The sequence below is a fragment of the Mycolicibacterium septicum DSM 44393 genome (assembly GCF_000455325.1).
In the GTDB taxonomy this organism is placed as follows: Bacteria; Actinomycetota; Actinomycetes; order Mycobacteriales; family Mycobacteriaceae; genus Mycobacterium; species Mycobacterium septicum.
The window spans coordinates 604,589-627,233 of sequence record NZ_HG322953.1 but is presented as its reverse complement, the minus strand read 5'-3'; the positions used below and the strand labels follow the sequence as shown (position 1 = coordinate 627,233).

The 22,645-nt window shown below is 68.0% G+C and carries 21 protein-coding genes and 1 pseudogene; 13 read left to right on the top strand and 9 right to left on the bottom strand.

Annotated elements, in window-relative coordinates; all coding sequences use genetic code 11:
- Positions 1-42: 42 nt before the first annotated feature.
- A complete protein-coding gene (locus TX88_RS29780; RefSeq protein WP_044523462.1) occupies positions 43-1,590 on the bottom strand; it encodes a glycerol-3-phosphate dehydrogenase/oxidase in 1,548 nt (515 codons plus the stop codon).
- Entirely contained in the window at positions 1,587-2,174 is a 588-nt protein-coding gene (locus TX88_RS29775; RefSeq protein WP_044523460.1) for a TetR/AcrR family transcriptional regulator, read from the bottom strand. Before TX88_RS29775 ends, TX88_RS29780 begins: the two co-directional genes overlap by 4 nt.
- Positions 2,175-2,224: 50 nt before the next feature.
- Here TX88_RS29775 and TX88_RS29770 point away from each other — a divergent pair, with 50 nt between their 5' ends.
- Both TX88_RS29770 and TX88_RS29765 read left to right on the top strand, forming a co-directional pair.
- Positions 2,225-3,805 carry an FAD-binding oxidoreductase gene (locus TX88_RS29770; protein ID WP_110918265.1) on the top strand — a complete coding sequence of 527 codons (1,581 nt, stop codon included), beginning with the start codon at positions 2,225-2,227 and terminating at the stop codon, positions 3,803-3,805.
- Entirely contained in the window at positions 3,802-4,701 is a 900-nt protein-coding gene (locus TX88_RS29765; RefSeq protein ID WP_084622261.1) for a diacylglycerol kinase, read from the top strand. The genes TX88_RS29770 and TX88_RS29765 overlap by 4 nt, the downstream gene beginning before the upstream one ends.
- On the opposite strand, the gene TX88_RS29760 is transcribed toward TX88_RS29765, so the two are convergent.
- Together TX88_RS29760 and TX88_RS29755 are read right to left on the bottom strand one after the other, a co-directional pair.
- Positions 4,611-5,567 (bottom strand): alpha/beta hydrolase, encoded by a 957-nt coding sequence (locus tag TX88_RS29760; protein WP_162563233.1) that lies wholly within the window; start codon positions 5,565-5,567, stop codon positions 4,611-4,613. The genes TX88_RS29765 and TX88_RS29760 overlap by 91 nt on opposite strands.
- A 108-nt stretch (positions 5,568-5,675) precedes the next feature.
- On the bottom strand, positions 5,676-6,311 hold the full coding sequence (locus TX88_RS29755; protein WP_044523454.1) for a TetR/AcrR family transcriptional regulator: 636 nt from the start codon (positions 6,309-6,311) through the stop codon (positions 5,676-5,678).
- 106 nt (positions 6,312-6,417) lie between these two features.
- On the opposite strand from TX88_RS29755, the gene TX88_RS29750 reads away from it, so the two are divergent.
- The 5 genes from TX88_RS29750 to TX88_RS29730 all read left to right on the top strand — a co-directional run bounded on the left by TX88_RS29750 (position 6,418) and on the right by TX88_RS29730 (position 12,593).
- Complete coding sequence (locus tag TX88_RS29750) at positions 6,418-7,302, top strand: SDR family oxidoreductase (RefSeq protein WP_244438706.1); 885 nt, start codon at positions 6,418-6,420, stop codon at positions 7,300-7,302.
- A complete protein-coding gene (locus tag TX88_RS29745) occupies positions 7,299-8,228 on the top strand; it encodes a patatin-like phospholipase family protein (RefSeq protein ID WP_044523451.1) in 930 nt (309 codons plus the stop codon). Before TX88_RS29750 ends, TX88_RS29745 begins: the two co-directional genes overlap by 4 nt.
- Positions 8,225-9,679 carry a flavin-containing monooxygenase gene (locus TX88_RS29740; protein WP_044523448.1) on the top strand — a complete coding sequence of 485 codons (1,455 nt, stop codon included), beginning with the start codon at positions 8,225-8,227 and terminating at the stop codon, positions 9,677-9,679. The genes TX88_RS29745 and TX88_RS29740 overlap by 4 nt, the downstream gene beginning before the upstream one ends.
- Before the next feature lie 121 nt (positions 9,680-9,800).
- Positions 9,801-12,065 (top strand): glycoside hydrolase family 183 protein, encoded by a 2,265-nt coding sequence (locus tag TX88_RS29735; RefSeq protein WP_044523446.1) that lies wholly within the window; start codon positions 9,801-9,803, stop codon positions 12,063-12,065.
- 3 nt (positions 12,066-12,068) lie between these two features.
- On the top strand, positions 12,069-12,593 hold the full coding sequence (locus tag TX88_RS29730; RefSeq protein WP_044523444.1) for a hypothetical protein: 525 nt from the start codon (positions 12,069-12,071) through the stop codon (positions 12,591-12,593).
- A 4-nt stretch (positions 12,594-12,597) separates the two neighbouring features.
- Here TX88_RS29730 and TX88_RS29725 read toward each other — a convergent pair whose 3' ends face one another.
- From TX88_RS29725 to TX88_RS29715, 3 genes are all read right to left on the bottom strand, one after another.
- Complete coding sequence (locus TX88_RS29725) at positions 12,598-13,110, bottom strand: DUF3145 domain-containing protein (RefSeq protein WP_029108676.1); 513 nt, start codon at positions 13,108-13,110, stop codon at positions 12,598-12,600.
- Between the two features lie 113 nt (positions 13,111-13,223).
- The gene (locus TX88_RS29720) at positions 13,224-14,054 is read right to left on the bottom strand and encodes a serine hydrolase domain-containing protein (RefSeq protein WP_044523441.1); all 831 of its coding nucleotides are present in this window, start codon (positions 14,052-14,054) and stop codon (positions 13,224-13,226) included.
- A gap of 42 nt (positions 14,055-14,096) precedes the next feature.
- A complete protein-coding gene (locus TX88_RS29715; protein WP_209447122.1) occupies positions 14,097-14,981 on the bottom strand; it encodes a chemotaxis protein CheY in 885 nt (294 codons plus the stop codon).
- Positions 14,982-15,082: 101 nt separating this feature from the next.
- On the opposite strand from TX88_RS29715, the gene TX88_RS29710 reads away from it, so the two are divergent.
- The 4 genes from TX88_RS29710 to TX88_RS29695 all read left to right on the top strand — a co-directional run bounded on the left by TX88_RS29710 (position 15,083) and on the right by TX88_RS29695 (position 19,476).
- Positions 15,083-16,171: an S-(hydroxymethyl)mycothiol dehydrogenase gene (locus TX88_RS29710; protein ID WP_044523439.1), complete on the top strand. Its 1,089-nt coding sequence runs from the start codon at positions 15,083-15,085 to the stop codon at positions 16,169-16,171.
- Positions 16,168-16,800: an MBL fold metallo-hydrolase gene (locus TX88_RS29705; protein WP_044523436.1), complete on the top strand. Its 633-nt coding sequence runs from the start codon at positions 16,168-16,170 to the stop codon at positions 16,798-16,800. The genes TX88_RS29710 and TX88_RS29705 overlap by 4 nt, the downstream gene beginning before the upstream one ends.
- Positions 16,801-16,894: 94 nt before the next feature.
- Positions 16,895-18,037 (top strand): hypothetical protein, encoded by a 1,143-nt coding sequence (locus TX88_RS29700; protein WP_084622259.1) that lies wholly within the window; start codon positions 16,895-16,897, stop codon positions 18,035-18,037.
- 65 nt (positions 18,038-18,102) lie between these two features.
- Positions 18,103-19,476 carry a styrene monooxygenase/indole monooxygenase family protein gene (locus TX88_RS29695; RefSeq protein ID WP_044523434.1) on the top strand — a complete coding sequence of 458 codons (1,374 nt, stop codon included), beginning with the start codon at positions 18,103-18,105 and terminating at the stop codon, positions 19,474-19,476.
- Positions 19,477-19,491: 15 nt separating this feature from the next.
- On the opposite strand, the gene TX88_RS29690 is transcribed toward TX88_RS29695, so the two are convergent.
- On the bottom strand, positions 19,492-20,232 hold the full coding sequence (locus TX88_RS29690) for an SHOCT domain-containing protein (RefSeq protein WP_044523432.1): 741 nt from the start codon (positions 20,230-20,232) through the stop codon (positions 19,492-19,494).
- Between the two features lie 46 nt (positions 20,233-20,278).
- Between TX88_RS29690 and TX88_RS29685 the strand changes: the two genes are divergently transcribed.
- Both TX88_RS29685 and TX88_RS29680 read left to right on the top strand, forming a co-directional pair.
- Positions 20,279-20,521 carry an LPXTG cell wall anchor domain-containing protein gene (locus TX88_RS29685; protein ID WP_044523430.1) on the top strand — a complete coding sequence of 81 codons (243 nt, stop codon included), beginning with the start codon at positions 20,279-20,281 and terminating at the stop codon, positions 20,519-20,521.
- Between the two features lie 2 nt (positions 20,522-20,523).
- Positions 20,524-21,561: a class I SAM-dependent methyltransferase gene (locus TX88_RS29680; RefSeq protein WP_044523428.1), complete on the top strand. Its 1,038-nt coding sequence runs from the start codon at positions 20,524-20,526 to the stop codon at positions 21,559-21,561.
- 19 nt (positions 21,562-21,580) lie between these two features.
- Here the strand turns inward: TX88_RS29680 and TX88_RS29675 are convergent.
- Positions 21,581-22,645, bottom strand: a pseudogene (locus TX88_RS29675) (acetolactate synthase large subunit); the annotation flags it as partial.

Genomic DNA, 22,645 nt, shown 5'->3' with positions numbered 1-22,645 from the left:
GTCAGTGTGCTCGCGGCGACCGGCCACGCCATGCGTAGTGAACTACTCGACTTCCCCGAATTCGGCGATCATCTCGGCAGCCGCCTCGACGGCGAGGTCCCGGTCGCCGCTCACCAGCCCGATACGGGTGCGGCGGTCGAGGACGTCATCGACGGACAGTGCGCCTTCGTGGGTGACGGCGTACTCGAACTCCGCTCGGATGACGTCGAGTCCCTCGGCCACCGGGTCGGTGGGGCGGGCGCACCGGGCTCGGGCGATCACATTGGGCGCCTCGGACCCGTACCGGGCGACCAGCGAGGAGGGCAGAGCATGCTCGGATCGCAACGTGGACACCGGATTGGCCGGGGCACCGACGAGCGGGAGGTTGGCCGTGCGGCAGCCCGCGGCGGACAGCCCGCGCAGGGTCAGCGCCCGGTCCAGGACATCCTGGGCCATGTGCCGGTACTCGGTGAGTTTCCCGCCGATGATGCTGATCACGCCGCTCGCCGACTCCACCACCGCGTGCTCGCGGGAGACATCGGCCGTCTTGCCTTCGCCGGTGTCGATCAGCGGCCGCAACCCCGCGTAGGCGCCCCGCACATCCGCAGTGGTCAGCTCGGTGGCCAGCGCGGTGTTGACGGTGTCGAGCAGGAACGCGATCTCGCCCGGAGTCGGTTGTGGCACATCGGGGATCGGCCCCGGGGCATCCTCATCGGTCAGCCCCAGGTAGACGCGGCCGAGCTGCTCGGGCATCGCGAAGACGAACCGGTTCAACTCCCCCGGTATCGGAATGGTCAGGGCCGCGCTGGGATTGCCGAACGCCGCGGCGTCGAACACCAGATGTGTGCCGCGGCTGGGCCGCAGGGTGATCGCCGGGTCCAGATCGCCGGCCCATACCCCGGCAGCGTTGATGACCACCCGCGCGGTCGCGTCGAAGGAGTCCCCGGTGAGTTCGTCGGTCAGGCGCACCGAGGTGGCGTCGGCTCCACTGGCGGAGACTCGCGTGAGGATGCGGGCCCCGTGTTGTGCGGCGGTGCGGGCGACGGCGGCCACCAGGCGGGCGTCATCGATGAGCTGACCGTCGTAGGCGAGGAAGGCCCCGTCGAGGCCCTCGGTGCGCACCGTCGGGGCCAGCTCGACCGCACGTCGCGCGTCCACCCGGCCCGACCGCGGTAGCGTCGACGCACTCGTACCCGCCAGCCTGCGCAGGCCGTCGCCGGCCACGAATCCGGTGCGTACCAACGCGCGCGACGCGCGCCCCATCGACGGCAGCAGCGGTACCAGCTGTGGCATGGCCTTGACGAGGTGAGGCGCGTTGCGGGTCATCAGGATTCCGCGTTCGATCGCGCTGCGGCGGGCGATCCCGACGTTGCCCGTGGCCAGGTAGCGCAGACCGCCGTGGACCAGTTTCGAACTCCACCGGCTGGTGCCGAAGGCGAGATCGTGTTTCTCCACCAGTGCCACCTGCAGGCCACGGGTGGCGGCGTCCAGCGCGATGCCGGCACCGGTGATCCCGCCGCCGATGACGATCACGTCGAGCTGTTCCCCGTCGGCCAGTGCGGCCAGTTCGGTTGCCCGCCTGGCGCGGTTGAGAGCTGTCGGTCCGGTCACGAGGCGAGGTATCCGTTCAATGCGTGGGACAGTTCCGCGGCCAGCGCGTCGGCGTCGAGAATCGGCTCGACCATCTGGGCGGACTGGATGGCGGACTGGGTGATCAGCAAGCACATGGTGGCCAGTTGCCGGGGATCCCCGGCCCGGACGCGGTTGTCCCCCGGGCCGGACTCTTGGGCGAGCTTGAGTTCCCCGGCCAGCGCATCGATCAGGATCTGCTGGCTGGTGCCCAGCCGCTCGGCGATGTACACCATCGCCACTTCCGGAGCCGAGTGCAGCACGGCCATGATCACCTCGTCGTCGCGCAGCCGCGCGGCGACCGTCACGATGCGGTTGACCAGGGCCGCACGGCCCGGACCGCCGACCTCGGTGGTGTCGAGAACACCGACGACCCGCGCGGTGAGCAGCGCGGCCAGGATCGACTGGGTGTCGGGGAAACGCCGGTAGACGGTCGGGCGGCTGACTCCGGCCCGCCGGGCGATCTCGGCCAGCGTCACCCGGTCCACGCCGAAGGCCAGCACGCAGCTGGCGGCGGCCTCCAAGATCTGGTCGCTCAGCGATCTCTCGTTACTGATTGACATCATGTGTAATACTGTAACGCATGACTGAGCCGGCTGAACAGTTTCTGCCTCCGATGAAGTGGAACGCCTGGGGCGACCCGCATGCGGCCAAGCCGCTCTCCGACGGAATCCGATCCCTGCTGCAGCAGGCCCTTGGGGTCGAAGCCGCACCGGCGGCGGAGCCGACACCCGACCAGGTGCAGTTGCGGCCGTCCGCCCTGTCCGACGCCGATCGAGACGCCCTGACCGCCATCGTCGGGGCAGCACACTGCGGTACCGACACCATGTCGCGACTGTTGCGCGCGGGCGGCAAGTCGACGCTGGATCTGCTGCGCCGCAACGATTCCGGAATCCAGGATGCGCCCGACGCGGTGTTGCTCCCGGGCTCGGACGACGAGGTGGCCGCGATTCTGGCCCACTGTGTCGAGCACCGGATCGCCGTCGTCCCGTTCGGCGGCGGCACCAGCGTCGTGGGCGGGCTCGATCCGCTGCGCGGCGATTTCGCCGCGGTCGTCGCGCTCGACCTGCGCCGGTTCGACCAATTGCACACCCTCGACGAGGTGGCCGGTGAGGCCGAGCTCGGTGCCGGCGTCACCGGACCGCAGGCCGAGGCATTGCTTGGCGCACAGGGCTTCTCGCTGGGCCACTTCCCGCAGAGCTTCCAGTTCGCCACGATCGGCGGGTTCGCCGCCACCCGGTCCTCAGGGCAGGATTCGGCCGGATACGGCCGCTTCGACGATATGGTCCGCGGTCTGCGCGCCATCACGCCGGCAGGCACACTCGACCTCGGTCGCGCTCCGGCCTCGGCCGCCGGGCCGGACCTGCGTCAACTGCTCCTCGGCTCGGAAGGGGTGTTCGGTGTCATCACCCGGGTCCGGGTTCGAGTGCATCCGGCGCCCGAGACCACCCGCTACGAGGCCTGGTCCTTCCCCGACTTCGCCACCGGCGCGGAGGCGCTGCGGGCCGTCACCCAGACCGGCACCGGCCCGACGGTAATCCGGCTGTCCGACGAGGCCGAGACCGGGGTGAACCTGGCGACCACGGAAAGCATTGGCGAGCAGAGCATCACCGGCGGCTGTCTGGCCATCACGCTGTTCGAGGGCACCGCGGCCCACACCGAGAGCCGCCACGAGGAGACCCACGCCGTCATGCAGGCCCACGGCGGCACCTCGCTGGGTGACGCACCGGCCCGGGCGTGGGAACACGGCCGATTCAACGCACCGTATCTACGCGATTCACTGCTGGCCGCCGGCGCACTGTGCGAAACCCTGGAGACCGCCACCACCTGGTCCAACCTGGCCGGGCTGAAGGCCGCGGTCACCGAGGCATTGACCACCGCGCTCGCCGAATCCGGCACGCCGGCCCTGGTGATGTGCCACATTTCGCATGTGTACCCCACCGGCGCCTCGCTCTACTTCACGGTCGTCGCCGCCCAGCGCGGCAATCCGATCGAGCAATGGCAAGCCGCCAAGACCGCGGCCTCCGACGCGATGGTCCGCAACGGCGGCACCATAACCCACCATCACGCCGTCGGCGCAGATCACCGGCCGTGGATGCGTGACGAGATCGGCGACCTCGGCGTCGAGGTGTTGCGTGCCGTCAAGGCCACGCTCGATCCGGCCGGAATCCTCAACCCGGGCAAGCTGATTCCGTGAATCAGGTCACCGTCCTGACCAATCCCATGTCGGGGCACGGCAATGCGCCGCATGCGGCCGAGCGGGCGGTCGCGCAGCTGCAGCGGCGCGGTATCGACGTCTGCGCGATCGTCGGCACCGACGCCGCGCACGCCCGCCGCCTGGTCGACGAGGCGCTCGACCGGGGCACCGACGCCCTCGTGGTGGTCGGCGGCGACGGGGTGATCTCGCTGGCCCTGCAGGCGCTGGCCACCGGAGATGTTCCGTTGGGCATCGTCCCGGCCGGGACGGGCAACGATCATGCCCGCGAATATCGGCTGCCGACAGGCGATCCCGTTGCCGCGGCCGATGTCATCGCCGACGGACACACCGAGACGGTCGACCTCGGCCGCATCGAGGATGCCTCCGGTGCGGTCAAGTGGTTCGGCACCGTGATGGCCGCCGGGTTCGACTCCCTGGTCAGCGATCGGACCAACCGGATGCGCTGGCCGCACGGCCGGATGCGTTACAACGTCGCGATGCTCGCGGAGATCTCGAAGCTACGGCTGCTGCCGTTCCGGCTCACCTTCGACGACGGGCCGGAGATCCGCACCGACCTCACCCTGGCGGCATTCGGCAACACCCGCAGCTACGGCGGCGGCATGTTGATCTGCCCCGGCGCCGATCATTCGGACGGACTGCTCGACGTCACGATGATCACGTCGGCGTCCCGCACCAGGTTGATCCGCCTGTTCCCCACCGTTTTCAAGGGCACGCATGTCGACCTCGACGAGGTGACCACCAAGCGTGCCAGGACGATCCACGTCGAATGCCCGGGCATCAACGCCTACGCCGACGGGGATTTCGCACTTCCGTTGCCGGTCACGGTGTCCGCGGTGCCCGGCGCACTGCGCTTACTCGTACCCAAGCAGTCCTGAACGAACTCCACGATGCAGTCGCGGGCTTCCCGGCTCTCGGGCAGGAACGGCAGAAACGCCGGGAAAGCGTGGAGCTGACCGGGCCAGATCTTGAGGGTGCACGACCGCCCCGCATCGGTCAGCACCTCGTGCATGCGTTCGGCGTCGCAACACAGCGCCTCGGATTCTGCCGCGATGATCAGGCTCGGCGGGAAGGTGTCGAGCACGCCGTTGACCGGTGACAGGGCGTGCGCGTCCGAGTCCTTGGGGCCGACGCACCCGACGACCATCGGCAGGACCAGCCCGATTCCCATCCGGTCCACGGCGAAGTTGGGATGCCCGGAGCGGCGTTCATTGTCGAGTTCGAGCAGCGGGCTGATGCCGACGACGCCTGCCGGCGCCTCGACTCCCTGCGCCTGGGCGGCGAGAACGGTTGCGAAGGCGAGGAATCCGCCTGCCGAATCGCCTGCCACGATCGTCTTGGCAGCCTCCGCGCCCTGGTCCAACAGCCAGCGATAGGCGCGCAGGCAGTCCGCGATGGACTCGTCGACGGTCACGTCGGGGTGCTGTCGGTACTCGACGTGCACCACGGGCAGTTGGGTCCGCCGGGCGAGGGCGACCACGACGTGCTGGTGGGTGTCGAAGCCGCCGAGGACGAACCCGCCGCCGTGTAGGTAGAGGATGGCGCCGTCGGCGAGCGGACGGTGAGCCGATTCGACCGTACGGATGGTCTCGACCGTGACACGGCCGAGCGTGATCCGGCTGACCCGCAGGCCCTTCCTCGGGCGGAGGCGCTGAAGTCGCGCGAGCCCGTTGATGCGGCGACCGATCGTGGTGAGGCGGTCCTCGACGGATCGATCTCCTTGGTAGGCAACTGATCTGCGCACCTGAACGAGGAGAGTTCGGCGGGCGATGGCATAGCACGCGCGGGATCTGCGACTGGGACGTCGTGTCGACAGTGCGGCGGCCGGTAATGCCATCCAAACTCCTTCGGGTTACTTCGGCGATCCCAGGGCGGCAAGCAGTTTCACCAGGTGGCCGAACGCGTCGGTGAACGGTCGCGCGGGCACCGACGGATCGATGGCCCGCTGGATGCCGAGGCCGATGCCGGCGCTGAGCAGGAGATTGCCGAGATCCTCCAGGCTCGACGCGACTTCGCTGTTCGCCAACTGCGCTTCGGTGAGGCCGAGTTCCACCGACATCGACTGCAGTACGTCGATGACCATCTGCGCCGCCTCGTTGCGCAAGCTCGTGATCATCTGGCCGAGCTCGGGATTGTTCCGCGACAGCACCGCGAACTCGAGTTCGAGCATGGTCCAGCCGACATCGCCTGCGGTGCGCTCCAGCCACGCACTCAAGGCCGTCACCCGGCTGTCCAGCTCGGCGTCGGATATCGCGAGTTCGGCCATCTCGGCGAACTTCTCACGGTGGATCAGCTCGAGGACATCGCGGCACAGGTTGGGCTTGCTGCCGAAGTTGGAGTACACGGCGCCCTTGGAGAAACCCGCGTCGTCGGCGATGTCTTCGAGACTGGTGGCGGCATAGCCGTGGGCCAGGAAGCGCTGTTTGGCGGCCTCCAGGAGTTCGGCCCGCGTCCGTTCCTGGCGTTGAGCCCTGGTCAGCCGCGGCATGCGCTGATGATAGTTCGGAGTGGACTTTGGGTATTGAATTAACTCAAAGTATTCAGATACCGTGGGTATGCGAAAGGTCGTGAGACGACTCCAGGGGAGGCATGACGTGCGGTTTTCATATCAGCAGGCGTCGGTGAACGGGGCGGTGGTCATCGTCACCGGCGGGGCGCGTGGCATCGGAGCCAAGACGGCGGAGCTGTTCTCCGCCCGCGGCGCCACGGTATGGATCGGCGATGTCGATGCCGACGTGGCCGCGACGACCGCGGCCGGTATCCCCCGCTGCCGGGCGGCATACCTCGACGTCACGCAACGGTCGTCGTGGGAGCGCTTCGTCGCGGACGCCGTCCGCGAATCAGGCGGCATCGACATCCTGGTCAACAACGCCGGGGTCATGCCGCTCGGCGCGTTCGACGCCGAATCCGAGGCCACCACCGACCTGATCCTCGACGTCAACGTGCGTGGCGTCCTGAACGGCATGCGGACCGTGGTTCCGTCGATGGTGAACCGCGGGCACGGTCACGTCGTCAACGTGGCGTCGATGGCCGGAATGATCCCGATCCCCGGCATGGTGACCTACAACGCCAGCAAGTTCGCCGCATTGGGCGCCTCGCTGGCCGCCCGGCGTGAGTACGCGGGCACCGGCGTCTCGGTGTCGGCCGTGCTGCCGTCGGCGGTTCGCACCGAACTCGCCTCGGGTGTGCAGCTCGGAAACGGCCTTCCCACCGTGGATCCCGACGACGTCGCGCGGGCGATCCTCAAGACCCTGCGTACCCGGGCCGCGCGCACGTCGGTGCCTGGTTGGGTCGCGCCCGGGTGGGCCCTTGTCGACGCCCTGGTACCCGAGGCGATCCAGCGCGCGGTGCGAGACCGCATCGATGACCGCCGTGCCCTGACCGCCCTCGACGAGCAGGGCCGGTCCACCTACCTGCAGCGCATCGCTCGCCAATCGAAAGCTCATGCCGCGCAGCCGAATTCCGAGGTGACGCCATGACCACGGCATTGGCGATCGGTTGCGGTGGCACCATCGGAGGCGCGTGGACAGTCGCGGCGCTGCACGCCCTGGCCGGACAGATCGGATGGGATCCGCGCGACGCGGCCGTGCTGCAAGGCACCTCGGCGGGAGCCGAACTCGTCACGATGCTGGGCGGCGGTGCCACGGTCGACGATCTCGTCGCGATGCAGCGCGGTAGTTCCACCGATGAGCGCCTGCGCCGGCATATCGCGGACACGCCGTCCAGCATGCCGCCGATCCCGGCGCCCCGCCTGCTCAACCCGCGCCTGCTCGGCAGTCAACGGGGCCTCGCCGCCGCCACCGGCATCGCTCCGGTGGGGCGGGGCAACGCGGACTGGCTGCACCGTCTCGCCGCCGGATTCTCCGGTCCCACGGGGTGGCCGGCACACCCGGGCATCCGGATGGTCGCCTTCGACTGCCAGCGCGGCGAGCGTGTCGTGTTCGGTGCGCCCGGCGCGCCGAAGGCCTCCGCAGGTGAAGCGTTACGCGCATCGTGGGCGGTGCCGGGCTGGATGCCACCGGTCACCATCGGCGGCAGGCAGTTCGTCGACGGCGGCGCCGCATCGACCGCGTCAGTAGATCTGATCGCCTCCGACGAAGCCGAGATCATCTACGTGATCGCCCCCATGGCTTCCGAACCAGGCACGCGCGCACCGGGATTCGGCGGAGTGCTGGAGCACCGGCTGCTGCGCCGGCCGATGTCGGCCGGGCTCGACCGCGAAGTGGCCGAGGTGCGGGCGCGCGGCACGCAGGTCGTCGTCATCCGGCCCGACACCGCAGATCTCGCGCGCCTGGGTTCACATTTCATGCGGCGCGGCCGTCGACAGTCGGCATTCGAGGCATCGATGCACACCGCACCTGCCACGGTCCGGCGTGCGCTCGCCGTCAGTGAGGAGGCCCGATGAGCCGCGAAGTCCGCATCGTCATCATCGGCGCGGGGATGGCCGGCATCGCCACCGCGTACACACTCAAGCAAGCCGGGTTCACCAACTTCACCATCCTGGAGAAGGGTTCGGACGTCGGCGGGGTCTGGCACTGGAACCGCTACCCGGGTCTCACCTGTGACGTGCCGTCGCAGATCTACCAGTTCTCGTTCGCGCCCAAGCCGGACTGGAGCCACATCTGGGCCAACGGCGAGGACATCCAGCGCTATCACCGCGACGTCATGGAACGTTTCGGACTCGACGCCCATCTGCGGTGCGACACCGAAGTCGTCGGCGCCCGTTACGACAGCACCACCACGTCGTGGACGCTCACAACAGGCGAGGGCGAAACCCTGACAGCCGATTTCGTCATCTGCGCCACCGGCGTGTTACATCACCCGTCGATCCCCGAGATTCCGGGCATGGACACTTTTGGCGGACAGATCGTGCACACGGCACGGTGGGATCCGGAGGTGGTCACCGACGGCAGGCGCATTGCCGTGATCGGAACGGGATCGACCGGTGTCCAGGTGGTTTCGGCTCTCCAGCCGAAAGCCCGTGCCCTGATGCACTTCGCGAGATCACCGCAGTGGATCCTGTGGGCACCGATGTCGCTGCGGCAGTCATCGATCCTCGCCAAGGTGCTGCACCGGAGGCCGGGGTGGCATGACTTCCTGTACCGGCGGCTGCAGTGGGGAGCCGGAATCCTCGCCGACGTCGTCACCACGCCGTCGTGGCGGCGCAAGCTGGTGCAGTCCTATGCCCGGTGGAGCCTGGCCGCCCAGGTCCGCGACCGTGCGCTCCGCGCGAAGCTCACCCCGGACTACGAACCGTTGTGCAAACGGCAGGTGGTCTCGGGCTCGTACTACCGCGCCATCAAGCGTCCCAACGCGAGTTTGATCGACGATCCCATTCAGGAGTTCACCGCCGACGGCATCCGCACCGCGGACGGCACGCACCACGACGTGGATGTCGTGGTGCTGGCCACCGGGTTTCAGGCGCACAACTACATGCGCCCGATGAACATCGTGGGCCGCGACGGCGTCACGCTCGACGATGCATGGGTCAAAGGCCCACGTGCGTACCGCATGACGGCGATCCCCGGGTTTCCCAACCTGTTCACCGTGTTGGGCCCGAACTCGCCGACCGGGTCGATCCCGCTGCAGTACTCGGCCGAGCTCACCGCCGGCTACATCGTGGCCTGGCTCAGGCGGTTTGAAAACGCAGAACTCTCCGAGGTCGAGGTCACCGAACAGGCCACCGACGAATTCAACGCCGCGGTCGCAGAAGGGCTGGGTCCGACGGTGTGGAACACCGGGTGCAACTCGTGGTACTTCACCGACGCCGGAACCATCGACCTGTGGCCGTTCGACCGGGCCACCCTCACCCGCATGCTGTCCGAACCGGACCCCGCGCACTACCGGATCCGGTGACGGCAAGCCCCGTATCGGGCCCTCTTCCTGCGATTCGGCGTGTTTGCCCGACACCGTGAACGGCACACGGTACGTTGCGTCTGGGCCGGGGTTGTGACTGAGTGGACTGGTACGGAGCGTCATGGAATCGACCAAATACATCGGCCGGGTCGGCGCACTGGCCGTTGCTCTCGGCATCGGCACGGCGCTGACCTCCGGCACCGGAATCGCCTGGGCCGAAGGCGGGTCCGGCGATCCTGGCAAATCGACGGCGGGAAGCCCCGGGGGGTCGACCTCGAGCTCGGGGACGAAGAAGGGTCCGGGCAAACCCTCCGACACCAAGAAGCCGGCCACCACTCCGTCCGGCACGCTCTCGAAGATCGGCGAGCGAATTCGCAAGGACGTCGAGTCGGGCCTGAATGACGTCGGTGATGCGATCAAGCAGACGCAGAGCCGCCTGGACTCCGCGCGGACCCCGCTGCGGACCCGGACGACCAAGGCCCGGAGCAAGATTCAGGGCACACTGATCAATGCCCCCGCGACGGGCAACAAGGCCGACGTCGGCGAGAAGACCGATACCACCCGGATCGTCCCGGAGACCGCGACCACTGCGCCTGATCTGAAGCGCACGCAACGGCCCAACACCGTGGTCATCCGGATGCGGGATGCCGCCGAGGACATCGACCAGCGCGGCCGCGACGCCATCTCGACGGTGCGCACCGAAGTCACGTCGTTCGACGTCCCCGCCGTCGCGAAGGAGAGCGTCGCCCCGGCGGCGCCGGTCCCGACGCCCGAGGCCGCCACGCCCAAGGTCGCCACCGCGCCTGTGGTCTCGGCTCTGCTGGGCGTCGCCGGCCTGGCACCGTTCGGAGCGGGCACCAGCCCGGTCGCCCCCGGCCAGTCCCCCGCCCTGTGGGCGATGATGGCTTGGACCCGAAGGGAATTCGAGCGGACGATCAACCCGTTGGGTTCCCGGGTCACCTCGGCCAAGGACGCCGCCTCGGTGGTCGCCGAGGGTGAGATCCAGCCGATGGCGGCCGTCGCCCCCAATGCCGCTGCGCAGACCGATGACCTGACGCCCAAGCCTCAGGTTCCGGCTTCACTGGCGGAGTACACCAAAAAGCTGGGGTGGGTCACCGGAGTTGGCTACACCGATCACTGGTACGTCGCGGGCACGGATCTGGGCATCATGTGGAACAGCGGCTACACCGATCCCGTGACCGGAAAGCCGATCATCTACACATTGTTCGGCGACACCTACAGCGAGCCGGGCATGGCCGGCGACTGGCGCAACAACGTGTTGTTCCGCACCATCGACACCGACCTGTCCGACGGTCTGCAGTTCAACGGTGCGGTGATCAACGCCGGGGCGCAGTATCCCGGCGACCCCAACGGAGATCATCAGTGGTACGGCACCGGGGGCGCCCCGGCCGGCGCCTCGCAGATCATCTACGACCCGGGCGGCCTCAACGGGTTGTTCGGCCAGACCTACACGATGATCCCGACCTCGGCCATCGCGATCGAAAACCCGGGCGCCGAGGGCGGTTACCGGCAGTACGCCACCGTGATGTCCGTCCGCACCTGGGACAACCCGGGCAGCTGGACCACGAACTACTCCGCGATCGCCTACTCCGACGACGGCGGCAAGACCTGGACCGTCGACCGTGACACCGTGCGCTCGTCGGGCTGGTTCCGTGCGGGCCCGGCCTACGTCCCGGGCGACGAGCATTTCCAGCAGAACGCCCTCGTGATGTCGGACGACCCGACCGACCCGTATGTCTACGTGTACGGAACTCCCTCGGGCAGGCAGGGTTCGGCGTACGTGGCCCGCGTTCAGAAGGACCAGATCACCAACCTGGACGCCTACGAGTACTGGTCGGGTGAGGATTCCAGCGGCGCCGGGCAGTGGGTGACCGGTGATCCGTCGGCGGCAGTTCCGGTGTTCGGCTCCAGCAGCACCGATTTCCTGCCGACGCTCTACAAGGTCGCGGACTTCTTCACGTTCGGGTTGTTCACCAAGATCGCCAACGGCATCTGGGTCGGCGGACTGCCCACCAACGGCAATGTCAGCGAGATGTCCGTGCAGTACAACGAGTATCTCGGCAAGTACGTCGTGCTCTACACCGATGGCGGCAACAACGTCGTGATGCGGGTGTCGGATTCACCGCAGGGCACATGGTCGGATACGACGACGCTGGTGAACAACAACCTGACGACCAACACCGGCATGTATGCGCCCATGATCCACCCGATGTCGGGCACCGACTACTTCAACAAGGTCGACGCCAACGGCAATGTCGTGGAGGACAACTCGCAGTACCTCTACTACAACCTGTCCTACTGGGGTGACTACAACGTGCGGTTGATGCAGACCGACCTGTCCTCGATGAAGACGATCTCGGTGTAATCCATGCACCGTGTGTTTGCGTCGACAGCGGCAGCGCTTACCGTGGCTGCCGCACTATCCGCGAGTGCCTGCGCACACGCCGATCCCGAACCGGTGCCGCAGGGGCCATCCGAAACCACGGCGCCGCAGACCGACTCGTCATGCGGCGACACTCTTGCCGGGGCGCTGACTCCCGCCGATCCCGAGCAACTCGGCAACAACCGGCTGCTGCTGCAATGCAAGGACGGCACTTGGCAGCGGTTCGCCGAGCCCTATCCGTCGTCGGACCGCTGGCTGAGCACGGGCCCCGAGATGATCCTGCACGGGCAGGGCAGGCGGAACCCGGAAGCCGCGGCGGGCACCTGGACCGGGACACCACAGAGTGCGGAAGCCCATTGTGGCGCCGAGGTCGTCGACGTCCTGGGCGCCGGCAAGACGTCGGAGCCCGAGACGGTCAGCGCCGAACCGGGCCAACCACTGACCGTCGACGTCAGCGACCACATGTTCACGACAAAGCTCAGCGGCTATTGCCTCTGGGCGCGTAGCTGACGAGCTACCCCACGCCCCTGTTCAACCACGACACCTCTGCGCCGTCACCGCCGTTGCGGTAAGGCTCGAGGGACTCGTCCCACGCGGTACCCAGCACGGTGTCGAGTTCGGCTGCCAACATGTCGGCGCCGCCGGCCATCAGGGAGCGCAGCCGCATCTCGCCGACCATCACATCGCCGTTGGCACTCATGGCACCGCTCCACAAACCGAGCTGAGGGGTATGGCACCAGCGGTGACCATCCACCCCGGCACTGGGGTCTTCGGTCACCTCGAAGCGCAGCACGGACCAGGAGCGCAGGGCATTGGCCAACTGCGCCCCGGTGCCGACGGGCCCAACCCAGTTGGTGACCGCACGCAACTGGCCAGGCATGGCCGGTTGCGGGGTCCACTTCAGGTTCGCCCGCGCCGACAGGGTCGACGACAACGCCCACTCAACATGCGGGCATACCGCCGCGGGTGAGGCATGGACATACACCACGCCCGTCGCCGCGTCGGCGAACTGGTTCGACGCACGCATCTGCTACTCCTTCGGATACGAGGGACGTCTTCCCCAACGGCCTGGTATTCCGATCGAGCATGCAGTTGTGTGTGCCGCGCGTGTCTATTGTGCCTCGTGTGGCCAGTGTTGCGCTAGTCTGTCCCGCTTTCTCTCAGCACTCCATCAGATATCGCGGGCCACAGCGGGTAGGTCCAGTCCCCGAAGTCCCGGTCGGTGAGCACCACCAAGGCCAGGTCAGCGGCCGGATCGACCCACAGGAACGTCCCCGATTGGCCGAAATGCCCGAACGTGCGCGGAGAGTTTGCCGAGCCCGTCCAGTGCGGGGATTTGCCGTCGCGAAGTTCAAAGCCCAGCCCCCAGTCATTCGGCCGTTGCACACCGAACCCCGGCAACACCCCGTCCAGCCCCGGAAACTGCACCGTCACGGCCTCGTCGTGCAGTTGCTGAGACACCAGTGCCGGCCGCAACAGCTCTCGGGCGAACACCGCCAGGTCGGCAACGGTCGACACGCCGCCGAACCCTGCCGCCTCCGCCCCACCCAACAGCTTCGACGCCGACATCTGCAGCGGCTCGAACACTGCCTCGGTCAGGTAGGTACCGAACTCGATGTCGGCGGCATCCTCTACCGCACGGGCCAGCAGTTCGAATCCGTAGTTGGAGTAGATCCGACGCTGGCCCGGCTGCGCGAGCACCTCGGCCGAACGCATCGCCACCCCTGACGCGTGCGCCAACAGGTGACGGATCGTCGAACCGGGCGGGCCTGCCGGGGCGTCGAGGTCGACCGCACCTTCTTCGATCGCGATCTGCGCGGCCCGCGCCACGAGCGGTTTGGTGACCGAGGCCAACGTGAACGGCTTATCCGTATCGCCGTGGCTGGCCAGCACCCCGGACGGGCCGACCACCGCAGCGGCGACCGTGTCGACCGGCCAGGTATCTACAACGTCGAGAACGTCGGCATCCATCAGGACCGTCCGCTCTTCGCGCAAGCGTTCATCCCGCAAAATCTATCGGGCGCGCCCCATACTCCGGGAAAGCAGTTCCTCGACCATGCCCGCTGCGACCGCATCCACGTCGGCGACCAGGCGACGCAGACCGACCACTTGCCGAACGAGATCTCGAGGATCGGTGTCGGTGCCCGCGGAGAGCCGGTGCACGTCGCAGACGGCTCGATATGCCGACTGGGTCGATTCCGGTTCGGTGGCATCACACCACCGCTGCATGGACTGCGCCCAGGACCTCACCCGGTCGTCCGCGTTCTGCCGGTGCGCCAGGCTCAACGCCCGCCGGTACACATCGGCCGCCCACTCCACCGGCACGGGTTCGTCGAGCACCGGCATCAGGACCTGGTCGAGAGTTTGGTACCCGGCAGGGTCGCCGGCAGCGACGGCAGCCGAGCCGGCGAGCGCCCGCGCCAGCGCGACGAGGGCGGCATCGTCCAAGCTCTCCGCGATGGCGCCCAGTTGTCGTGTCGCAGATCCGAATTGCTCGCGATCTCCGGCGTCGGCCGCCGCCACCGCGAACAGATAGGCCAGGTAACCGTGCGCGGCGGCCTCGGAAACGCCGTCGAGCAGTACCTGGGCTCGCTGCGCCCAATTGCGGGCCAGCGCGAGATGACCGCGGGCCAGCCAGGCCAAGCCGAGCTCGGCAGCCTTCATCGCCGCCTGCACGGGGTCGGTCCGCAGCAGGCGAGTGTGCACCTGTTCGTTGATCCGAACGGATTCGCGACCGTGCCCCTGCCGCCAGGCCGCCGAGGCGTACACGGCAAGATCGTCGGTGTCGAGGGTCTGCACCCCGTCGATGAGGCTGAAGGATTCGTAGCTGGTGCGCCAGTCATTTCGGCGATACGCCGTGCGGGCCACCACCAGCAATTGGGTTCGATCGTCGACCACAACCCACCGTATCCCGGAGATGGGCAGCCGGGCCGAGATTCGGCGGCGACGATATCCGACCACTAATTGGACACCTGTCCGGTTTGCATTAAGTTATAGGCATGCCTCAGACAGTGCGTGGTGTGATCTCCCGGAGCAAGAAGCAGCCCGTCGAACTGGTCGACATTGTCATTCCCGATCCGGGGCCCGGTGAGGTGGTGGTCGACGTCATCGCCTGCGGTGTGTGCCATACCGACCTGACCTACCGCGAGGGCGGCATCAACGACGAATACCCGTTCCTGTTGGGCCATGAGGCCGCGGGCACCGTCGAGTCGGTCGGCGAGGGCGTCACCCACGTCGAGCCGGGCGATTTCGTGATCCTGAACTGGCGCGCGGTGTGTGGAGAGTGCCGCGCCTGTAAGCGGGGTCGGCCGCACCTGTGCTTCGACACGCACAATGCCGCCCAGAAGATGACGCTGACCGACGGGACCGAGCTCACCCCGGCCCTGGGCATCGGCGCCTTCGCCGACAAGACCCTGGTCCACCAAGGGCAGTGCACCAAGGTCGATTCCGAGGCGGACCCGGCGGTGGCCGGACTGCTGGGTTGCGGTGTCATGGCCGGCATCGGCGCAGCCATCAACACCGGCGCGGTGACCCGCGACGACACCGTTGCGGTGATCGGCTGTGGCGGTGTGGGTGATGCCGCGATCGCCGGCGCCGCACTGGTCGGCGCCAAGAAGATCATCGCCGTCGACACCGACAACAAGAAGCTCAACTGGGCCCGCGATTTCGGCGCTACCCACACCATCAACGCCCGCGAACTCGACGCGGTCAAGACCATCCAGGATCTGACCGACGGGTTCGGCGCCGACGTGGTCATCGACGCGGTCGGTCGCCCTGAGACCTGGAAGCAGGCGTTCTACGCGCGTGATCTGGCGGGCACCGTGGTGCTGGTCGGCGTTCCGACCCCGGACATGACGCTGGAGATGCCGTTGGTCGACTTCTTCTCCCGCGGCGGGTCATTGAAGTCCTCCTGGTACGGCGACTGCCTGCCCGAGCGCGACTTCCCCACCCTGATCTCCCTGTACCTGCAGGGTCGGCTGCCGTTGGAGAAGTTCGTCTCCGAGCGCATCGGCCTGGACGCCATCGAAGACGCCTTCCACAAGATGCACTCCGGTGAAGTGCTGCGTTCGGTGGTCGTCCTGAAATGAGCGCGGCATCCAACATCCAGCGAATCGTCACCAGCGGCACCTTCGAACTCGACGGCGGCAGCTGGGACGTCGACAACAACATCTGGATCGTCGGCGATGACTCCGACGTCGTGGTCTTCGACGCCGCCCACACCGCCGCCCCGATCATCGAGGCCGTGGGCGGCCGCAACGTCGTCGCGGTGGTCTGCACCCACGGCCACAACGACCACATCACCGTCGCGCCCGAACTGGGCAAGGCGCTGGACGCGCCGGTGCTGCTGCATCCCGCTGACGAGATGCTGTGGCGAGTCGTCCACCCCGACAGCGACTTCCGAACCGTCGAGGACGGCCAGGTGTTGCGCGCCGGCGGCATCGAGTTGCACGCCCTGCACACCCCCGGGCACTCCCCCGGATCGGTCTGCTGGTCGATCCCCGAACTGAACGCGGTGGTCTCCGGCGACACCTTGTTCCAGGGCGGCCCGGGTGCCACCGGGCGGTCGTTCTCGGACTTCCCGACCATCCTCGATTCCATCTCGAAGCGGCTGGGCCTGCTGCCCGGTGAGACGGTGGTCTACACCGGTCACGGTGATACCACCACGATCGGCGATGAGATCGTGCATTACGACGAATGGGTTGCGCGCGGTCACTGACGATGAGCCGCGAGGGACGAGCGGCGAAGAGGAAGCGGCCACACCTGCCCGGCATTAGCGCTTGCGGCCGCAGCTGAGTGGCTAACCTGGGGCAATGGTCGGCCGGCCAGTTCGTACCGTGGTGTTGCTCTGTGTGGCACTGCTGATCGCGACGGCCTGTTCCCCATCGGCGCCCGAGCCGATGCCGCCGCTCACCGCTCCGGCTGCCGCGCCGACCGTCGGTCAAGTGGCGCTGCCCAAGTTCGGCGTCTCAGGGACGTCGTTGACGCTCGATGGCAGGCCGTGGTGGCCGATCGGCATCAACGCCTACCAACTGGCCACCAACTGGTCCGTCAATGCCGGGTGCGGCGCTCAGGTCGATCTCGACTCGTATTTCGGCAGCCTGCCGCCGCACTCGCTGACCCGTTTCAACGCCTATTCCAGCTTCGCGGTGAACAAGTACACCGGGCAACTCGATTTCACCTCGCTCGATGAGGTGTTCCGGGCCGCCGAACGACACGGGCAGCTCCTGATCGCGGTGCTCACCAGTGACGACGGCGGTTGCGAGAACGACTATTTCAAAGATTACGACTGGTACGCGGGCGGCTGGCGCACCGACGTCTCACACGGTTTGCCGATGACGTTCGACGCGTGGCTGGACACCGCGGTCAAGCGCTGGGGTGGCTCCCCGTCCCTTGTCGGCTGGACCGCGGTGGGCGAACCCGAGCCGTCCTACTGCCTGGACCACACCTGCCATTGGACCAAGCGCAGTTGCCACGCCACCGCCCCGGAGACGCTGCGCGCGTTCCTGGATGTCTCCGGTGCCCGGATCCGCGAATTGGACCCTGGCACCGTCATCTTCAGCGGTCACGCGGGCGGCGGCCAGTGCGGGTCGGCGGGACACGAGTTCGAGATGGTGGCATCGTCCCCGGGCGTGGACGTGCTCGAGTATCACTACTACGAGGAGACCGACTACCTGCCCGGAGACATCTACGACGGCCTGGCGCGCCGGATCGCGCAGACACGTGCCGTGGGCAAGCCGTTGTTCGTCGCCGAGATCGGTATGGAGGCCGGTTCCTGCGATTCGCTGGACGAGCGGAGGCAAGTACTCGGTGATGCCATCGCCAAGATGCGCACGATGGGCGCCGCGGGCGCGATGTTCTGGGCCTTCGTGCCGGATCCCCGGCCCACCGAATGCACCCTCGACATCGGCCCCACCGATCCGCTGTTCGCGATGGTGGGGGCGGCGGCAGCCTGAGGGCATTGCGATCACGCTGAGCAAGTTCCTTAACGCGGGGTCACCGGGCGCCCATAGTGGCAGCCATGACGAGTTCGGATGGGCGTACCGCGGCGGTGATCGGCGCAGGCCAGACCGGGGTGACCGCGGCTCTCGGGCTGTTGGACAACGGGTTTGACGTCACCCTCTACAGCGACCGGGACCAGCGCAGCCTGCGCGACGACGTTCCGGCCACCGGCACCGCCCTGATCTTCGGCGAGGCGCAGCGGGCCGAGGAATCCTTGGGCCTCAACACCTACCTGGCCACTGCGCCGACCTCGACCGGCCAGAGCGTGCGGGTGCTGGACGGCTCCGGTCCGGACCGTGCGGAGGAGATCGCGTTCGACGCCGACTTCGACGGGTTCGTCGGGGTTGCGGTGGACACCCGCCTCAAGGCCGACGACCGGCTGACACTGTTCTTGCAGCGCGGCGGCCGGTTCGTGGTCGAAGCCGTCGACCCGGCCCGGCTGGACACCATCGCCGCCGGTGCCGATCTGACGCTGGTGGCCACGGGCCGCGGCGGGTTGTCCGGCCTGTTCCCGGTCGACGCCGCGCGCTCGGCCTACGACCGTCCCCAGCGCAGCCTGCTGACCGTCACCTTGGCCGGGTTGCCGTACGGTCCCGATGTTTTCGCCCATCGTGGCGGTGCGGGCGGGCGCCACAACGCGTTCACCGTGGTCACCGATCAGGGTGAGTCCTGGTGGGGCGGCTATCTGCACAAGGATGCCGGGCCGACGTGGACATTCCTGGGCTGGGCCCGCCCCGGCAGCGAGTGGGAACGCCGTTTCGCCGGTGCCGACAGCGCGCAGTCCGCCCTCGACGTCGTCACCGCGCTGCACCGTGACTACATCGACTGGGACCTGCCTGAAGTAGGTGCGCTCAGGATTCTGGAGGACGATCCGCACTCGTGGCTCAAAGGCGCCGTCACCCAGGTGGTCCGGACCGGGGTGGGCCGCACCGCGAGCGGTCATCCCGTGGCCGCACTGGGCGATACCGCGGTGTCGTTCGACCCGATCGCCGGTCAGGGCGCCCAGGGCGGGCTGGTCCACGCCGCCGCCTTCGTCCGCAGGGCCGCCGCACATGACGGCCGGTTCGACGAGGCCTGGCTGCGCGGCGCATTCGAGGACTTCTATGACCACCGGGCCCGGTCCGCGCAGCTGGTGACCCGGTTGTTCCTGTCCGATCCCGATCTGGCCGAGTACGGCAACCTGTTCTTCGCAGCAGCGCAGGGCAGCCCCCGGTTCGCCTCGAAACTGTTTGGCCTGCTGGATGATCCACGGCCGGTCGAATCACTGACCTCGGTGGCGGCGGCCAAACGGCTGATCACCGAATTCGCCGGCGAACCGGCAGATGCACTGCTGGATCGGTTCGTCCCGGCAGGCACGTTCCAGCGGTCGAGCTTGGCGCCTCAGGCGGCGTAGCAGGCCGCGGCTTCCTCAGTTCTCCAGGATGCGGCGCTTCTCGGCCTCGAACTCCGCCTCGGTCAGTGCCCCGGTATCACGCAGGGCAGCAATCGTTTTGAGCTGTTCGAGCCTGATCGCCTGGTCGGTGGGCTGGTAGCTGCTGGGCTGGTAACCGCCGGGCACCGCGGGTTGTGGCGGTGCCGGCTCCAGTCCCACGCTTGAAATGGGGCGGGCACGCTTACTCTCCCGCGCCGACCACATCAGGCCGGCGATCAGCCCCAGCACACCAACTGCAGCCAGACCGCCGAACAGCCAGAGCAGCCAGCCGTATTGGCTGCCGTGCCCAAAGGCCAGCCGCGGATTGATGTAGCCCTGGACCTGGCCGTCGACGCTGATCTCGTAGACACCCGCGCTGGAAACCTGCATGACCCACACCCGCACCCGGGCGTCGTTGTTCACCGTGGTTGTCCCGCCGATGCTTTCGGTCAGCACCGGATCGGCGGCGCCGTCGGGCGCGGTCACGTGCAACCGCAGCGGGGGCACCGGCAGCCCGCTTCCCGATCCGGTGACCATGGTGTGGAGGCTGACGGTCACCTCGCCCTGTGGCAACTCCAGGCCGGCGGTGCCGGGGATGGGTACCTCGCCGTAGGCGTCGTACTCGTCCAGGACGAACGCGTTGAGGAACACCATCACGAACAGGCCGACAGCGCCGATGACGAGGGTGCAGATCGATGTCACGATCGCGACGCGCGGTGCAGACCGACGGCTGTTCATGGCCGAAGTTTGTCATGGCCGACGGCTCACGAGCTACCGTCGGGGTATGCCTCGCGACGAGCCTGATGCCCCCGCGACCACCGGCCCGGTCCGGCGGTTCGCGCTGCGCTATTGGGTGGCCCTGATCCTGGTCACCCTCGCGGCGATCTTCGTCGCCCAGAACCGTGATCGGGTGGGCGTGCACGTGCTCTGGGTGACCGTCGAGTCGCCGATGTGGTTCATCTTGGTCATCATCTTCGTCATGGGTCTTCTCATCGGACTGCTGCTGCGCCGGCGGCGGCGCCGCTAGCCATGCCCGCATCACGCCGGACGGCGCCCCACCCCCATACCGCCGGAATCAGTTCGGCGATCAAGCTTCTGGAGCTGGCCGCGCGCACCGTGCCGATCCCGGACCCGCCGCTGCCCATCGTCATCGCCGATTACGGGGCGGGCACCGCACAGAATTCGATGCAGCCGATCAATGCCGCGATCACGGCCGTGCGCGGGCGCACCCGTCCCGAGCACTCGGTCCTGGTGACACACACCGATGTCGCCGACAACGACTTCTCCACGATGTTCCGGATCCTCGAAGAAGATCCGGAGTCCTATCTGCACAAGGATTCGGCCACGTTCAGTTCGGCGATCGGCCGGTCGTTCTACAGCCAGATCCTGCCGTCGAACAGTGTGCACCTGGGTTGGTCGGCCTGGGCGGTCGTGCGCTTGGGCCGGGTGCCGATGCCGGTCACCGACCACGTCGTCGCGGCGTGCAGCCGCGACGACCGGGTCCGCACCGCCTATGCCAGGCAGGCGGCTCACGATTGGCACGAGTTCATCGCTTTTCGCGGCCGCGAGCTGTATCCGGGTGGCCGCCTGGTGGTGTTGACGACCGCGCTGGACGACAACGGTGACTTCGGTTACCGACCGCTGTTCGGGTCCGTGGCCGGCACGCTGGCCGAATTGGTGACCGACGGTGTGGTCAGTGCCGACGAGGTCGCCCGGATGTCGCTGCCGATCGCCGGGCGGCGCGCCGCCGATTTCGCCGCGCCGTTCGCCCCGTCGGGTCGGTTCGAGCGACTGGAGGTCCAGCACGTGGAGGTGTTCGACGCCGAGGACCGAATCTTCAGCGCCTACCGCTCTGACCGCAACGCGCACGCTTTCGGCACCCGCTGGGCCGATTTCTGCCGGTTCACGGCGTTCGCCGACCTGGGTGCGGCGATCGCCGCCCCCGACCGGTTACCGGTGTTCTACGACCGGTTGCATGCCGGCATCGCGGCCCGGCTGTCCGCTGAGCCCGAGGAGATGCGGATACCGATCGCGGCGGTGGTGCTGGAGAAGCGCCGCCCGAAGTAGTGATCGGCCCGGCCGCCGGTCACCCGGGTGACCACGTCGGCAGTGCGGCATCGATCAGGTGCGGCCCCGGCTTCGCCAACGCCGCGCGGAATTGCTCGGCAAGTTCCTCCGCGGTGCCGACTCTGGTGGCCGGCACCCCGAATCCCTGTGCGATCGAGGCGAAGTCGATGTCGGGGCGGCTCAGGTCGAGCAGGGAGCGCGACCGGTCCCCTTCGGCGTGGGTGCCCACGCGCAGCAGTTCAAGCTGCAAGATCGCGTAGGCGTGGTTGTTGAGGATCACCACGGTGACGTCGAGCTGTTCCCGGGCCATCGTCCACAGTGCCGAAATGGTGTAGGCGGCACTGCCGTCTGATTGCAGGGCGATAACCGGGCGGTGCGGCGCGGCGATCGCGGCTCCCACCGCCACCGGCAGGCCCTGTCCGATCGCGCACCGGTCAGCGTGAGGACATCATGCACCGCCGCACCTGCGGTGGCGGCCGGTAGGAACATCCCGCTCGTGTTGGCCTCGTCGGAGATGATGGCGTTCTCGGGCAGCAGCTTGCCGATCACCTGTGCCAGGTTCTGCGGATTGAGCGGACCCGTGGGCAGGGCGGCCGGATCGGGTTGCGGTGCTGTCGGCACGACCCCGCCCAATTCGTCTGCGAGGCCGGCCAGGTCGTCGACGGCCAGGGATCGGACTTCGGCCCCGTCGGGTACCAGCACGCTCGGCTTGCCCGGATAGGCGAAGAACGACACCGGCGATTTCGCGCCGACGAGCACCAGATGGGTTGCCCCGGAGAGCTGTTGAGTGGCCTGCTCGGCCAGGTAGCCGAGGCGTTCGATGGCGGGTACGCCCTGCCCGCGGGTCAGCCGGGCCGGGAAGGTTTCGACCAGGACACGCGCTCCGGTGGCCGAGTGGATGCGTGCCGCCGCCTGTAACCCGTCGGCGTCGGTGACCGCACCGCCGAGCAGCACCACCACCCGCTCCCCCTGTGCGCGAAGCAGTTCGGCGGCGCCGGCCACATCGATGTCGTCGCTGGAAGCCGGCTCTTGGGGAGACGCTGTGTCCGGCAACGGGTTCTGCGGTGCGCTGCCCCAGGAGTAG

Bases quoted from the DNA above. Each gene is read 5' to 3' on its own strand.
- TX88_RS29775 (WP_044523460.1), bottom strand. From the start codon at position 2,174: ATGATGTCAATCAGTAACGAGAGATCGCTGAGCGACCAGATCTTGGAG.
- TX88_RS29770 (WP_110918265.1), top strand. From the start codon at position 2,225: ATGAAGTGGAACGCCTGGGGCGACCCGCATGCGGCCAAGCCGCTCTCC.
- TX88_RS29755 (WP_044523454.1), bottom strand. From the start codon at position 6,311: ATGCCGCGGCTGACCAGGGCTCAACGCCAGGAACGGACGCGGGCCGAA.
- TX88_RS29745 (WP_044523451.1), top strand. From the start codon at position 7,299: ATGACCACGGCATTGGCGATCGGTTGCGGTGGCACCATCGGAGGCGCG.
- TX88_RS29740 (WP_044523448.1), top strand. From the start codon at position 8,225: ATGAGCCGCGAAGTCCGCATCGTCATCATCGGCGCGGGGATGGCCGGC.
- TX88_RS29735 (WP_044523446.1), top strand. From the start codon at position 9,801: ATGGAATCGACCAAATACATCGGCCGGGTCGGCGCACTGGCCGTTGCT.
- TX88_RS29730 (WP_044523444.1), top strand. From the start codon at position 12,069: ATGCACCGTGTGTTTGCGTCGACAGCGGCAGCGCTTACCGTGGCTGCC.
- TX88_RS29725 (WP_029108676.1), bottom strand. From the start codon at position 13,110: ATGCGTGCGTCGAACCAGTTCGCCGACGCGGCGACGGGCGTGGTGTAT.
- TX88_RS29720 (WP_044523441.1), bottom strand. From the start codon at position 14,054: ATGGATGCCGACGTTCTCGACGTTGTAGATACCTGGCCGGTCGACACG.
- TX88_RS29710 (WP_044523439.1), top strand. From the start codon at position 15,083: ATGCCTCAGACAGTGCGTGGTGTGATCTCCCGGAGCAAGAAGCAGCCC.
- TX88_RS29705 (WP_044523436.1), top strand. From the start codon at position 16,168: ATGAGCGCGGCATCCAACATCCAGCGAATCGTCACCAGCGGCACCTTC.
- TX88_RS29700 (WP_084622259.1), top strand. From the start codon at position 16,895: ATGGTCGGCCGGCCAGTTCGTACCGTGGTGTTGCTCTGTGTGGCACTG.
- TX88_RS29695 (WP_044523434.1), top strand. From the start codon at position 18,103: ATGACGAGTTCGGATGGGCGTACCGCGGCGGTGATCGGCGCAGGCCAG.
- TX88_RS29690 (WP_044523432.1), bottom strand. From the start codon at position 20,232: ATGAACAGCCGTCGGTCTGCACCGCGCGTCGCGATCGTGACATCGATC.
- TX88_RS29685 (WP_044523430.1), top strand. From the start codon at position 20,279: ATGCCTCGCGACGAGCCTGATGCCCCCGCGACCACCGGCCCGGTCCGG.
- TX88_RS29680 (WP_044523428.1), top strand. From the start codon at position 20,524: ATGCCCGCATCACGCCGGACGGCGCCCCACCCCCATACCGCCGGAATC.